Below are 13353 nucleotides of genomic sequence, written 5' to 3'. Positions count from 1 at the left end.
ACAAGATTTATAAAGCGGCGAAGAAGTCGCTTTTTTTATGCAAAAATTTTCAAAAGCAAAGGCTGCGCGTCTATTGGCGGGCAAATACCTGTGTATGGCGAATGCACCGACCGGTTGGTTTGTACCTGGAATGCTTCACCAAACTATCAGGTAGCGCAAACTAGAATGTTCTAAAAGACATATATGGAGTGATTTGTAGTTCCATATCTTTTCATTAAACATTTAATACTACATTCGGCATATTGTTATAACGCGCAGAAACAACCACATGCAGTTTCAGGATATCAGCTACTTGGAAAAAGGAACTAAACGGCAACAAAAGGCGTATGCCATTTTACAACAGAATAAGGTAATGGAAAAGCTGCACGCTTTTACCCCGGCCTTGGTGGGAACCATACCCGTTAATATAGATATTGAAACCAGCGACCTGGACATTATTTGTTGCTTCGAAAACAAAAACTTTTACAGGGATACAATTTTGAAGCTGTTTAAAGACAACGAATTTTTTTCAATCCGGGAACGGGAAGAGAAAGAGGAGACCGTTATAGCCGGCTTTTTCACAGAGGGCTTTATGATTGAGATATTTGGGCAGAATATTCCCTGCTGGCAACAATTGGGCTATCGGCATATGTTGATAGAGCATGCGTTACTGGATAAATATGGAGAAGCGTTTCGTCAACAAATTATTGCTTTGAAAAAGCAAGGCTACAAAACAGAACCGGCGTTTGCAAAACTCCTGGGATTGCAGGGAGATCCCTACCAGGCGCTGCTTCAACTGGAAGCAGATATAGCCGGATCGTTAAACAATACCAATGGATATTAATATAATACTGAATGCCATTTATTCGCTTCCTTCAGCTTCCAGGAACAGGCTTACTGCTGGCATAAAGGAAGTTTCTTATCCCAGGGGATATATGTTGCTTCGTGCTCAAAAAATAGAAACATCTGTGTATTTTATTAAAAAAGGAATGGTGCGGGCTTATCAAAATGCTGCCGAAAGCGAAATTACCTTCTGGTTTGGGCAGGAGGGAGACCCTGTTATCTCTATGAAAAGCTATATAAAGAATGAGAAAGGCTATGAAGATATTGAGCTGTTGGAAGATACCGATTTCTATCAAATTTCATCAACACAACTGCAAACGTTTTATAAGGAAGACCTGCATATTGCCAACTGGGGACGGAAATTGGCGGAGCTGGAATTAGTCAAAACCGAAGAGCGGCTTATTGCTATGCAATTTAAGACTGCGACGCAGCGATATAAAGACCTCCTGGAGCAGCAGCCCGGGTTACTCAACCGGGTATCATTAGGTCATATTGCATCTTACCTCGGCATTACACAGGTAAGTCTCAGCCGTATCAGGGCTGAAATACGATAAACCGTTTTTATCATTTGTAAAAAAAATCCTGCTGTTAATAACAGAACTTTGCGGTAAATTAAAAATATGAACTGGATTATTTTGATTATCGCCGGGTTATTTGAAGTCGTATTTGCTTCCTGCCTGGGAAAAGCCAAAGAAACATCGGGTACCGAAATGTATGCCTGGTATGGCGGGTTTTTGGTAGCACTTACTATTAGCATGTTATTATTGATGAAGGCAACGCAAACATTGCCTATTGGTACTGCTTATGCGGTTTGGACAGGTATAGGAGCGGTAGGCACAGCATTAATGGGAATGATTTTTTTTAAAGACCCTGCCAGTTTTTGGCGCGTATTTTTTATTATCACGCTGGTCGGCTCTATTATAGGACTAAAGGCCGTATCTCATTAAACTAGGGTTTTGCCACATTTGCAGCATATTTAGCGCAGGCTTTTCGAATGGTCTCTTCCAGGGGTGTATAGGTAAAACCAGGTAAAGCTTTCAGTAATTTGGCGTTATCAAACCGTGTAAAACTGTTAGCTACTTTAGCGCTTTCCCTTGTAAGAAGCGGCTTTTTCCCCGAGAATATTGATTTTAATTTTTCTAACCTCCAGGCCACGCCGGAAAGAAATGGTGTGGCTTCTTTATAGGGCCGTTTCTTGCCAAAGTTATCAGCCATAGTATCAAACAATTTGCGGAAAGGCCAGTTGTCGTTGCAAATAATATAACGTTCTTCGGTAACGGTACCCTTAAGCAGCATAACAGCAGCTCTTGCAACATCTTCTACATCGGTAAAACCATTAACACCGTTGGTATACCATTTAAACTGGTTATAGGCACTTTTAAAGATGCCGCTGCTGCTTTGGTTCCAGTTGCCATAACCTAAAACAGTAGCCGGGTTTAATATTACACCTTCCAATCCCTCTGCAAAACCCCTCCACACTTCCAGCTCGGCTTTAAACTTACTGATCGCATAGTGGGTGTTGGCATTTGAGTCTTCCCATTGGGCTTTCTCATTCACCGTTCCGTCGGTTAGCTTTCTGCCGATGGCAGCAACCGAACTTATATAAACGATACGAGGAACATTGTTTTCAAGGGCGGTATTAACCACGTTCTTAGTGCCTTCAATATTTACATGGTACATATTGCTTCTTTCTTTCTTGCTAAAAGAAACAATAGCTGCGCTATGAATAACAGCATCTATACCCTGCATCGCATCTTCCAAAGCAATAACATCTAAAATATCTCCTTCCACCCATTCTACCTTATCAAAAATAGCCGGTTCAATAAATTCGGGGAGCTGTGCCGCAGACCGCTTGATAGCTCTTACAGAAAATCCTTGTTGCACCAGTTCTTTAATAATATAGGCACCAACAAAGCCAGTACCACCGGTTACAAGAATATTTGAGATTTGAGGTCTGATATGATAGATTTTGCGCAAAAGTAACACAATTCCAACCGATAGAAGGGTTGTTCATGCCATAAAACGAAACAAAAAAATGGCGCCGGAGCGCCATTGAAAAGGTATCTATTTTTTACCGATCCGGTAGAGCTTTCCGTGAGCCCCATCACAAACGGCATAAAGCGCTCCATCTTTACCCTGCTGCACATCTCTGAAACGGTCCTGTCGATCCGTTAACAATCGTTCTTCGCCCACCACTTTGTTGTCCTTTATTTCAAGCCTCACAATATGCGAACCGCTCAAACAACCAATGAAAAGATTATTCTTCCATTCGGGAATAAGGTTGCCGGAATAAAAGGTCATACCGCTGGGAGATACAACCGGGTCCCAATAATAAACAGGCTGCTCCATTCCTTCCTTTTGCGTAAGGCCATTATTGATCGGTTGGCCGCCATATTCAATGCTATAAGTAATGATGGGCCAGCCATAGTTTTTGCCGGCTTCAATACGATTTACCTCATCACCACCACGGGCGCCGAACTCGTTTTCCCACAAATCCCCTGTTTCGGGGTGAATGGCCAGACCCTGCACATTCCTGTGGCCATAAGTATAGTTTTCTGGCATAGCGCCCGCCGTATTTACAAACGGATTGCCTGCAGCAGGTTTACCGTCTTTGGTGATCCGCACAATCTTGCCCAGCCCGGTAGCCAGGTCCTGCGATTTAGGCCTGGTTTGTAGGTCCGAACGCTCACCGGTGCTTACAAAAAGATTTCCGCTTTTGTCAAAAAGGATACGGCCTCCGTAGTGCAGCGTACCCGCAAAAGCCGGAGTAGCGCGGTAAATAACAACAGGGTTTTCAATCTTTTTTTCATCATCTGCCAGGCGGCCTTTGGCAACAGCCGTTAAGTTCCCGCCCCCGGTTTTTTCCGCAAATACCCAATAAACCATACGGTTACTGTCAAAATCCGGGTCCAGTGTTACACCTAATAAACCACCCTGACCTTCGGAGTTCACTGCCGGCAAACCTAAAATAGGAGCCGACAACTCCCCGCTGGTAGTAGCTATGCGCAATGTTCCTCCTTTTTCGGTTATCAATAACCGGCCGTCAGGTAATACAGCAATTCCCCAGGGATTTACCAGGCCTTCCGAAATCACTTTAATATCCAGCTGGGTCGCTGTTTTCATACCAGCTACCCGGGTTTGTCCTTCAAACGCTGGTTTGTAAGTGCTATTGGCTTCTTTGGTTTCAACCGGGGCTAAATTATGGATGGTGGAGTCTTTATCTGCCGGCGCGTCGGGCTTGGGTTCGTGGCTGTTACCACTGCAACTAATCAGCACAGCAGAACTAACTACCGCGAAAATTTTGGGGATCATTGGCGTCATTTTTATTTTAAAAATAAGTTTAAAGGTGTATTTGTAATGCAACCGGCGTAAATAAAAAGAAGAAATCGTGCCGGGCTATCGCTTTATTTCACGAATTTCGCGAAAATTTTTTTACCGGACCTTTTACCGGTTTCCCGAATAAAGATCCGTTCACTAAATACATCATTTACCTTGAATAAAAAAGGTTTATATGCTGTTTTGATGGCATTACTATTGCCACTGGCCTGTTATTTAATTATTCGCCACTACAGCAATGAAGCAACTTCGATGCCAAGGCGTTATATGCCCGACAGTGTTAGCACGCGCCTGGAAAATGGCAAGCAGATAACAGATACCCTATGGCATAAAGTGCCCGATTTTGCGTTGATCAATCAGTTAGGAGATTCAATTCGTTTAAGCGACTATGAAGGAAAGATCATTATTGCAGACTTTTTCTTTACCCATTGTCCTACTATCTGCCCCGCATTAACTACCAATATGCGTACTCTTGAAAAAGCAATTACCAATGCGCAAAGGGTAGGTGATAAAACCAATACCAATATACACTATCTGTCTTTTTCGGTTGACCCGGAGAGAGACTCTGTCGTTCAGCTGAAAAAATGGGCAGATCGTTTCCAGATTAACCCCGAACAGTGGGATCTACTTACCGGAGATAAAAAAACCATTTACGACCTGGCGATTAATGATTTAAAATTAGGCCTCGTTGATGGAAAAGGAATTGATACCTCTTTTATACACACCGATCATTTTGTGTTAATCGACGGCAAACGCAATATCCGCGGTTATTACCATGGGCTTGATTCTGCCGATCTGAAAAAACTTTCAAGAGATGCTGTTTTACTGACATTGGAAAAAGACCGTAGTAAGAAAAGTGGTTTACCGGTAAAGGTGCTGGCCATTGCTTTTTTAGTAGCCGCTGTGGCGGTGGGTTTATTTATGATATTATTTAAAAAGAAAAAAAATGCTGAAAGCTAGTTGGAAAAGAAATGATAAGAAGGCAAATTGGCTGATTGTATCGTTTTCATTGGTTGTGTTTTTAATTATAGCTGCGTTAGGACGTGTACACCTGCAGGTAGACCTGGGTTTTGATGTGCATTTGTTTGCATTGGCTAATGCAGTAATTAATTCAATAGTGGCTATTTTGCTGGTAGCGGCATTAATTGTGGTGAAAAAAGGAAATTATGAGCTTCATAAAAAGATCATGCTTTTTGCAATGGTGTTATCCATTCTTTTCCTGGTAAGCTATATCTGTCATCACTTGTTTGCCGGTGACACCAGTTTTGGAGAGTCAGGCGCACTTAAAACCTTTTATTATATCATTCTTTTTACACATATCCCTTTGGCAGGTATTATTCTCCCGTTTATTTTATTTACGGCCTATCGTGGTTTAGTAGGAGAGTATCCCCGTCACAAAAAAATTGCAAGAATAACCTGGCCGCTCTGGCTATATGTCGCTATTACGGGTCCGATTATATACATACTTATCAGCCCGTATTACTAAAGATAGTTTTTACAATAGTTTTAAAATGGTCATCCTCACCCGATGGCCATTTTTGTATAAACACATAAACTATGGAAATAACTTTCCACCTATCTTCGTTTTAATATAAATAAGAAAAAGCAATGAACGTATTTGAAGTACGCGGAGGCAAGAAGCTACAGGGAGAAATTACACCACAGGGTGCTAAAAATGAGGCATTACAGATAATAAGTGCAGTGTTGTTAACACCGGAAGAAGTTACGATTAACAATATACCCGATATACTGGATGTAAATCTTTTGATAGAATTACTTTCAGAAATGAATGTGAAGGTGAACAGGACGAGTCGCAGTACCTGCATTTTTAAAGCCGATGATGTAAACATTGATTATTTACATAGTCCGGAGTTTAAAAAGAAAAGTGGCCGGCTTCGTGGAAGCGTGATGCTGGCCGGAGCTATGCTGGCCCGCTATAAAAAAGCGTTCATTCCTAAGCCTGGGGGAGACAAGATTGGAAGAAGGCGCCTGGATACGCATGTAATAGGTTTTCAGAAATTAGGAACGCAATTAGACTACAACCAGGAAGATGGATTTTTTCATCTTACAGCTGAAGAACTCAAAGGCTCTTATATGTTGTTAGATGAACCTTCGGTAACAGGAACTGCCAATATTGTAATGGCGGCAACAATGGCAAAAGGAACTACTACTATTTATAATGCCGCCTGTGAGCCTTATTTACAGCAATTATGTAAAATGCTCAACCGCATGGGCGCAAAAATCAGCGGTGTGGGCAGTAATTTATTAGTGATAGAGGGAGTCGATTACCTGGGAGGCACCACACATGCTATGTTGCCCGATATGATAGAAGTGGGCTCTTTTATTGGTTTGGCCGCTATGACGAAAGGCGATATTACCATTAAAAATGCGGGCATTAATGATCTGGGAATTATACCTGAAAAATTCAGGCAACTGGGTATTGCTATGGACTTTAAAGGCGACGACATACATATCCCTTCGCAGGATAGCTACACGATACAAAAATACCTGGATGGTGGTGTGCTCACTATTTATGATCATCCCTGGCCCGGCTTCACGCCCGACCTGTTGAGCATTGTACTGGTAACAGCAATACAGGCTCATGGAAGTGTTTTAATACACCAGAAAATGTTTGAAAGCCGCCTGTTCTTTGTAGATAAACTGATCGAGATGGGTGCACAGATCATTCTTTGCGATCCCCACCGTGCAGTAGTAATAGGCCTGGAAAGGGAGCACCAGCTGAGAGGAATTACCATGAGTAGTCCCGATATACGTGCAGGTGTGGCTTTATTGATCGCAGCATTAAGTGCCGAAGGGAAAAGCACTATTCAGAACATAGAGCAAATAGATCGCGGTTATCAAAATATAGATGCCCGTTTACAGGCCCTGGGAGCAGATGTGAGACGGGTAGTTAGTTAACAAGTTGATAAGTTTAGAGGGTTTTTATCCTTGTCAACATATCAACAAGTCAACATATCAACATAACGAATGAAATACTACAATACAAAAGACTGGCTGGGTATTCTTTTTAAGGTAACCAAAGCCGATGTATTAAGAAAGCTTTGGTGGATACTATTGATTATTGCCGCTTATTCGGGTTTTATCGCCTACCTGGAGCTGGGCTACTGGAAGCTCTCGGATAAAAGTGTCATAAAAAATCTGCCGATACTTCATTCGCTTTTAGGTTTTGCTATTTCGCTGGTGTTGGTATTCAGAACAAATACCGCATATGACCGATGGTGGGAAGGACGTAAGCTGTGGGGTGCACTCATGAACAACTCGCGCAACCTGGCCTTAAAGCTATCGGTAGTATTAAGAGAAGATCAAAAGGAAGAGCGGGAGTTTTTTAGAAAGATCATTCCGGGTTATGCACAAGCCCTGCATCAGCATTTGTTGAAAGAGCGTACCCGGATCATGTTATTCGATGAAAACGACCAGACCAAAAAGATCATTTCAACAATAGACACTGATAAGCATGTACCCAACCAGGTGGCCGGCCTGATTTATGAACATGTAAAAAAACTATACCGGGATGGGACCATAAGCGGGGAAGTGCTGCTATTTTTAAATAACGAGCTGCAATCGTTCACCGATGTATGTGGGGCCTGCGAGCGTATTAAGAACACGCCAATCCCATCATCCTACGGTATTTTTATTAAAAGATTCGTGCTCATTTACCTGCTTACCTTACCCTGGGGATATGTATTTCAACTGGGTTATTGGGTGGTGCCCGTTGTTGTGTTTATTGCCTACGTACTTGCCAGTCTTGAGTTGATTGCAGAAGAGATAGAAGACCCTTTTGGCGGAGATGAAAATGATTTGCCTACGCATAAAATGGCGGATAATATCAGGAGAAGCGTAGAAGAGATATTATAATGAGCCGCTTCACAAAACAGCGATTCAAAAAGCAGCGCGTGGTTTAAACCACACGCTGCTTTTTGAATATCCAATACCAAACTTTAAACAGCGTGTCATAGCTTCATAATCAACTTCGTCTCATAAACTTAATCGTTCAAATTTTTTACTCCCGGCACAAATACCGTAATTTGTGTATGGCTTCTCACAACAAAAAAATAATCATCATTACAGCCCCTTCAGGGGCCGGTAAAACATCCATCACCCACTTTTTACTGGAGAAATATCCGCAGCTGGCATTCTCTATTTCCGCTGCAACCCGCTCGCCACGAGGCAATGAGGTTAATGGAAAGGATTATTATTTTATGAAAGTGGAAGAGTTTCAGCAAAAAATACAAAAAGGAGAATTTGTTGAATGGGAAATGGTTTACGAAGGAAAGTATTATGGAACGCTGAAAAAAGAGCTGGACCGGCTCTGGAAAGAAAACAAATGCCCATTACTGGATATAGATGTAAAAGGCGCTATACATGTTCAAACACAGTATCCTCAAAGCGCGCTGTCTATCTTTATTGAGCCGCCATCGGTAAGAGAGCTGGCAAGAAGGCTGGCCAGTCGCGGCACCGAAACAGAAGAGTCCCTGCAAACGCGGGTTAACAAGGCAGAATATGAAATGTCTTTTAGTCATCACTTTCACCATACCATTGTAAATGACGATTTGCAGGAAGCCTGTGAAGAAGCTGAAAAACTGATCACCGCATTCCTTGCTAAATAAGGGTTTTGACTGTGAGGGAGTTGCTTATCGGGGGCTCGTATCCCGAAAATTTTACCGTTAATATTTAGTTTTTTACAGTCATTATTCAAACGGGCCTTTGTATCTTTAGAATATGGACGTAAATCTTATTTCCTGGTGCGCCGCATTGTTGTTTATGATGTTTTTTGCGGGCATAGAGATGGCTTTTTATAGCGCCAGCCGCCTGAACATCGAACTAAAAAGAAAGCAGGATACGGCTACGGGCAACCGGTTGGGCCGTTTTATTGATGCTCCGGCTGTTTTTTTGGGAGTGGCTATTACCGGCTACATTATCGCATTAACCATTTTTGTGTTGCTAACGCACGAGGTAGTTGAACCCATTTGGAACAGATTTAATATTTCCTCCGATGGCGTACAAACTTTCTTAGAAATAATTTTTAATGTATTGGTAGCGCTGATTTTTGCTGAATTTATTCCGAGAGCATTGTTCAGGGCGAAAAGCAATGCCTTACTCAGCGGGTTTTCTCTTTTTTTCAGTTTCTTTTTCTGGCTGTTTGCACCATTTGTACGGGGCATGTTCCTGCTCACCAACTGGATACTTAAATATGTTTTTAATGTTCGGTTGGATAAAAGCAAGTCTCCGTTAAATAAAAATGAATTGCGGTTTGTTTTCTCAGACGGCATCAATGAAAGCTCCAAGGCCGAAACCAGTACACAGTTACTCGAAAATGCCCAGGAGTTGCCACATATAAAAATCAGGCAGTCGATGGTGCCCCGCAAGGAGGTGATTGGCGTTGATGTGAAAACCTCCGTTGAAGAATTGCATCAACGGTTTATAGAAACCAAAAGAACGCGGATCATTGTTTATGAAGACTCTATTGATAATATCCTGGGTTATGTACACCAGTTAGATTTGTTTAAGAAGCCTTCAGACATCAGGAGCATACTTATTAATATACTGGCTGTGCCGCAGAGCATGAACGCAGTAGATCTTATTTATAAATTTAGCCATGAGGCCAAAAGCATCGCCTGGGTGGTAGATGAATTTGGTGGTACTGCGGGTATTATTACGATGGAAGATGTACTGGAAGAGCTTTTTGGCGAGATCTGGGATGAGTACGACACCGAAAAGTTTGTAGAGAAGCAAATCGCAGAGGGAGAATATATATTTTCCGGCAGGCTGGAGCTTGATTATATCGAAAAAAAATATGAACTGAATTTTGAAGGCCACGATACCGAGACCCTCTCGGGTTATATCATCAACCATCATGAAACCATACCGGTACAAAAAGAGCGTATTATTATCGGCGACTACGAGTTTGATGTGTTGGGTGTAACCCATACCCGTATTGAAATGGTAAAGCTCAAAAAGCTGAAATAGTTCATTGTCGATAGTTTATTGAAGATAGAGGTTCCTGCTAAATATCAATTTTCACACGAAAACAGATATTAGGTACTTAGAACAATCAACCATAAACAATTAACTATAAAGTCGCATCTTTGCGTACTTATTTTACGTACATGGCTATAATGGATTTTTTTAAGAAGAGAAACCGGGGTAACGAAGATGAAATGTCGTTTATAGATCACCTGGAAGTATTGAGGTGGCATTTAATACGTTCGATTTTAGCCGTTGCCATTGGCGCGATCATCGTTTTTATTTTTACCGACTTTTTTGTAGATGATATTGTTTTCGGTCCTACAAGAGCCGATTTTATTTCTGCTGAGTGGATGTGTAAAATGGGCCAAGCCGTTGGAGTAGGCGAATCGCTTTGTTTTAAAGAAGTAAAAACGCAGTTTATTGAAACAACCATGACGGGGCAGTTTATTGCCAACTTTACCGTAGCGTTTATCGGAGGGTTTGTTTTAGCGTTTCCCTATATTTTCTGGGAGATATGGAAATTTGTAAAGCCGGCCCTATCTGACAAAGAGAGCCGCCAGGCATCAGGAATTATCTTTTGGGTATCCCTGCTATTTTTTATTGGCGTTGCGTTCGGGTATTTTATACTGATGCCGCTGATGGTACAATTTTATTTCAATTACACCCTTAGTGATAAGATCACGATCATGCCCACCTTTTCCGACTACCTGGAAAACATGACGTATACCACCGTTGGGGTAGGTTTACTCTTTCAGCTTCCGCTATTGATTTTATTGCTGGCAAAAGCAGGGATTGTAACTGCCAAAATCCTTCGTAAATTCAGGCGTCATGCTTTTGTTGTAATTTTGATAGCAGCGGCCATTATCACGCCTACAACGGATCCGTTTAGCCTGGCAGTAGTAGCAGCGCCGTTATACCTGCTATTTGAAATAAGCGTTGCGTTGGCGGCCAGGGGTGAGAAAAAGAATGCCGAAAATGCCACAGAAGAGTGGAGCTAAATAAAACCGATCATTATGGAAACAACATTTGATCTAAGCAAACCGATAGCCATAGCCTCCGATCATGCAGGTTTTGAAATGAAAGAATTTGTTATCTCATTTATCGAGGGAAAGGACCTGCCCTTTAAAGATTTTGGTCCCGCCACCGATGATGCCGTAGATTATCCCGATTTTGCACATCCGGTTGCAGAGGCCGTTGAGTTAGGCAATTGCGCTTTCGGTATCCTGCTTTGCGGTAGCGGAAACGGCGTTGCCATAACGGCAAATAAACATCAGGGTGTTCGTGCTGCGCTTTGCTGGGACGATGAAATAGCGGCCCTGGCGCGAAAGCATAACAACGCCAATATTCTTTGTATTCCTGCACGCTTTGTCTCAGAAAGTACAGCCGAAGAAATGGTAGAGGTATTTTTAAATACAGCCTTTGAAGGAGGCCGTCATGCCAACCGGGTTCAGAAGATTTCGGGAAACTGATTCGTGAAAAGATCAGTTATCAACACGTTCCTTAATGAACCTTAACCCCTTTATGTTTAAATACTAAGAGCTATGCCATAGCCGGGTAAGTGTATTTTATATTTTGATAAACGGTAGGTATTTATTTGCCGTTGTTGGTTACATTTACAACTTAACAAGCAAATTTTATATGGGAAAGAACTTACTATTAGCGGTATGTGCGCTAGCCAGTGTTAGCGTTCAGGCACAAAAAACGGCAGATCCCCAACCCTTTGCCAAAACAATCACTACAACCGATCTAAAGAAGCATCTAAGCATTATTGCAGGTGCTGAAATGGAAGGTAGAGATACACCTTCTCCCGGCCTCGAAAAAGCCGCCACTTATATTGAAACACAGTTTAAAGCCTTTGGTGTAAAGCCGGGTAATAAAGATAGCTATCGCCAGTTTTTTGATCTGGAAAAAGATAGCGCTTCAACACTTGCTTTAAATATGGGAGGTATAGACTTTAATGCATGGTCTGACTTTGCACCCTGGATGCAAATGCCACAGCAGGCAGATCTGGAATTTAATGAGTATGTTTTTGTGGGCTATGGCATTGTGGATGAAAAGAGAGATGATTATAAAACTGCAGATGTAAAAGGCAAGCTGGTTATCTTATTAGCGGGTCAGCCCGATGGTTTCAAAACAGACAAGCCCCGCAGGCAGTCGCCCGTTTTTACAGCCAACAAAATTGCGAATGCAAAAAAGAAAGGTGCCGCAGCGGTATTGATCATTTCAGATCAGCTTCCTTCAAAACAAATGTTGAACAACTCTTACCGGCCTAAGCCTGCAGTTGCTTCACAGGAAGAGCATAACTCGATCCCGGCATTTTTTATTAACGATAATGTTATTAAAAAAGATGGTCACAGCATTAGTGAGATTAAAACTTCTGTAGGAAAAGAAACGATCGATCCTATTACCCGTCAGTTACCCGTTGCTATACAATATGCTTCAGGTAAAAAAATAGCTACTGTTAGTAATGTCGTTGGCTTGGTAGAGGGCTCTGATAAGAAAAACGAATACCTGTTTGTAACAGCACATTATGATCACGTGGGAATAGATGAAAAGGGAAATATCTATTATGGTGCTGATGACGATGGATCGGGTACTGTTAGTGTGATGAAGATGGCAGAGGCTTTTGCCAAAGCAAAAAAAGAAGGAAAGGGTCCCCGCCGTACTGTAGTATTTATGCTGGTAGCCGGGGAGGAGAAAGGATTGTGGGGCTCTGAATATTATTCCGAAAATCCCATCTTCCCATTGGATAAAACCACCGCAGATCTGAACATTGATATGATTGGGCGTATCGATACAGAAAGGATGACTGCCGATACGCAAAACTATGTGTATGTGGTAGGACATAACAAGCTAAGTACAGACCTTCCTAAAATAAATGAAGGGATGAATAATAAGTATACCAAATTGGTGCTTGACTATAAGTTTGATGACCCCAATGACCCTAACAGGATTTATTACAGAAGCGACCATTACAACTTTGCAAGAAAAGGCGTACCGGTTTTGTTTTTTTATGATGGCATGTTAAAGGCCGACTACCACCAGCCAACAGACACTGTAGATAAGATCAACTTTTCATTGATGGCTAAAAGGGCCCAAATGATATTCTATACGGCCTGGGAAATGGCTAATAGAAACGATATGTTGAAGCGCGATTTAAAATTGACGCAATAAGAAATAAAACGTAACTTACGGTTGGTCTTCTAA

14 protein-coding genes are annotated in these 13353 nt (G+C 41.9%); 12 read left to right on the top strand and 2 right to left on the bottom strand.

Annotated elements, in window-relative coordinates:
- The first annotated feature begins 268 nt into the window (after positions 1–268).
- From ACLOAU_RS06235 to ACLOAU_RS06225, 3 genes are all read left to right on the top strand, one after another.
- Complete coding sequence (locus tag ACLOAU_RS06235; protein WP_427860996.1) at positions 269–823, top strand: DUF4269 domain-containing protein; 555 nt, start codon at positions 269–271, stop codon at positions 821–823.
- Positions 813–1376, top strand: coding sequence for a Crp/Fnr family transcriptional regulator (locus tag ACLOAU_RS06230; protein WP_427860995.1), 564 nt, complete (start codon positions 813–815; stop codon positions 1374–1376). The genes ACLOAU_RS06235 and ACLOAU_RS06230 overlap by 11 nt, the downstream gene beginning before the upstream one ends.
- 66 nt (positions 1377–1442) lie before the next feature.
- Positions 1443–1769: a DMT family transporter gene (locus ACLOAU_RS06225; protein ID WP_427860994.1), complete on the top strand. Its 327-nt coding sequence runs from the start codon at positions 1443–1445 to the stop codon at positions 1767–1769.
- 1 nt (position 1770) lies between these two features.
- On the opposite strand, the gene ACLOAU_RS06220 is transcribed toward ACLOAU_RS06225, so the two are convergent.
- Together ACLOAU_RS06220 and ACLOAU_RS06215 are read right to left on the bottom strand one after the other, a co-directional pair.
- The gene (locus tag ACLOAU_RS06220) at positions 1771–2799 is read right to left on the bottom strand and encodes an SDR family NAD(P)-dependent oxidoreductase (protein WP_427860993.1); all 1029 of its coding nucleotides are present in this window, start codon (positions 2797–2799) and stop codon (positions 1771–1773) included.
- A gap of 87 nt (positions 2800–2886) precedes the next feature.
- Positions 2887–4134: a PQQ-dependent sugar dehydrogenase gene (locus ACLOAU_RS06215; protein WP_427860992.1), complete on the bottom strand. Its 1248-nt coding sequence runs from the start codon at positions 4132–4134 to the stop codon at positions 2887–2889.
- A 180-nt stretch (positions 4135–4314) separates the two neighbouring features.
- Here ACLOAU_RS06215 and ACLOAU_RS06210 point away from each other — a divergent pair, with 180 nt between their 5' ends.
- The 9 genes from ACLOAU_RS06210 (at position 4315) to ACLOAU_RS06170 (ending at position 13320) form a co-directional block, all read left to right on the top strand.
- Positions 4315–5118, top strand: coding sequence for an SCO family protein (locus ACLOAU_RS06210; RefSeq protein ID WP_427860991.1), 804 nt, complete (start codon positions 4315–4317; stop codon positions 5116–5118).
- Positions 5105–5644, top strand: a complete 540-nt coding sequence (locus ACLOAU_RS06205) for a DUF420 domain-containing protein (RefSeq protein ID WP_427860990.1) — start codon at positions 5105–5107, stop codon at positions 5642–5644. Before ACLOAU_RS06210 ends, ACLOAU_RS06205 begins: the two co-directional genes overlap by 14 nt.
- Before the next feature lie 122 nt (positions 5645–5766).
- Complete coding sequence (gene murA / locus ACLOAU_RS06200) at positions 5767–7077, top strand: UDP-N-acetylglucosamine 1-carboxyvinyltransferase (RefSeq protein ID WP_427860989.1); 1311 nt, start codon at positions 5767–5769, stop codon at positions 7075–7077.
- Between the two features lie 69 nt (positions 7078–7146).
- Positions 7147–8034: a bestrophin family protein gene (locus ACLOAU_RS06195; protein WP_427860988.1), complete on the top strand. Its 888-nt coding sequence runs from the start codon at positions 7147–7149 to the stop codon at positions 8032–8034.
- Between the two features lie 176 nt (positions 8035–8210).
- Positions 8211–8786, top strand: coding sequence for a guanylate kinase (gene gmk / locus ACLOAU_RS06190; RefSeq protein WP_427860987.1), 576 nt, complete (start codon positions 8211–8213; stop codon positions 8784–8786).
- Positions 8787–8898: 112 nt separating this feature from the next.
- Entirely contained in the window at positions 8899–10146 is a 1248-nt protein-coding gene (locus tag ACLOAU_RS06185) for a hemolysin family protein (protein WP_427860986.1), read from the top strand.
- 140 nt (positions 10147–10286) lie between these two features.
- On the top strand, positions 10287–11144 hold the full coding sequence (tatC, locus tag ACLOAU_RS06180; protein ID WP_427860985.1) for a twin-arginine translocase subunit TatC: 858 nt from the start codon (positions 10287–10289) through the stop codon (positions 11142–11144).
- A 15-nt stretch (positions 11145–11159) separates the two neighbouring features.
- A complete protein-coding gene (gene rpiB, locus ACLOAU_RS06175) occupies positions 11160–11615 on the top strand; it encodes a ribose 5-phosphate isomerase B (RefSeq protein WP_427860984.1) in 456 nt (151 codons plus the stop codon).
- Between the two features lie 169 nt (positions 11616–11784).
- The gene (locus ACLOAU_RS06170; protein WP_427860983.1) at positions 11785–13320 is read left to right on the top strand and encodes a M28 family peptidase; all 1536 of its coding nucleotides are present in this window, start codon (positions 11785–11787) and stop codon (positions 13318–13320) included.
- The last annotated feature ends 33 nt before the right edge of the window (positions 13321–13353 follow it).

Source organism: Paraniabella aurantiaca (assembly GCF_050309965.1).
Lineage (GTDB): Bacteria > Bacteroidota > Bacteroidia > Chitinophagales > Chitinophagaceae > Niabella.
The sequence above is the reverse complement of the archived record's forward strand: the minus strand, read 5'-3'. Positions and strand labels throughout refer to the sequence as shown.

Coding starts and splice junctions, on each gene's coding strand:
- ACLOAU_RS06235 (WP_427860996.1), top strand. CDS start 269: ATGCAGTTTCAGGATATCAGCTACTTGGAAAAAGGAACTAAACGGCAA.
- ACLOAU_RS06230 (WP_427860995.1), top strand. CDS start 813: ATGGATATTAATATAATACTGAATGCCATTTATTCGCTTCCTTCAGCT.
- ACLOAU_RS06225 (WP_427860994.1), top strand. CDS start 1,443: ATGAACTGGATTATTTTGATTATCGCCGGGTTATTTGAAGTCGTATTT.
- ACLOAU_RS06215 (WP_427860992.1), bottom strand. CDS start 4,134: ATGATCCCCAAAATTTTCGCGGTAGTTAGTTCTGCTGTGCTGATTAGT.
- ACLOAU_RS06205 (WP_427860990.1), top strand. CDS start 5,105: ATGCTGAAAGCTAGTTGGAAAAGAAATGATAAGAAGGCAAATTGGCTG.
- murA (WP_427860989.1), top strand. CDS start 5,767: ATGAACGTATTTGAAGTACGCGGAGGCAAGAAGCTACAGGGAGAAATT.
- ACLOAU_RS06195 (WP_427860988.1), top strand. CDS start 7,147: ATGAAATACTACAATACAAAAGACTGGCTGGGTATTCTTTTTAAGGTA.
- gmk (WP_427860987.1), top strand. CDS start 8,211: ATGGCTTCTCACAACAAAAAAATAATCATCATTACAGCCCCTTCAGGG.
- ACLOAU_RS06185 (WP_427860986.1), top strand. CDS start 8,899: ATGGACGTAAATCTTATTTCCTGGTGCGCCGCATTGTTGTTTATGATG.
- tatC (WP_427860985.1), top strand. CDS start 10,287: ATGGCTATAATGGATTTTTTTAAGAAGAGAAACCGGGGTAACGAAGAT.
- rpiB (WP_427860984.1), top strand. CDS start 11,160: ATGGAAACAACATTTGATCTAAGCAAACCGATAGCCATAGCCTCCGAT.
- ACLOAU_RS06170 (WP_427860983.1), top strand. CDS start 11,785: ATGGGAAAGAACTTACTATTAGCGGTATGTGCGCTAGCCAGTGTTAGC.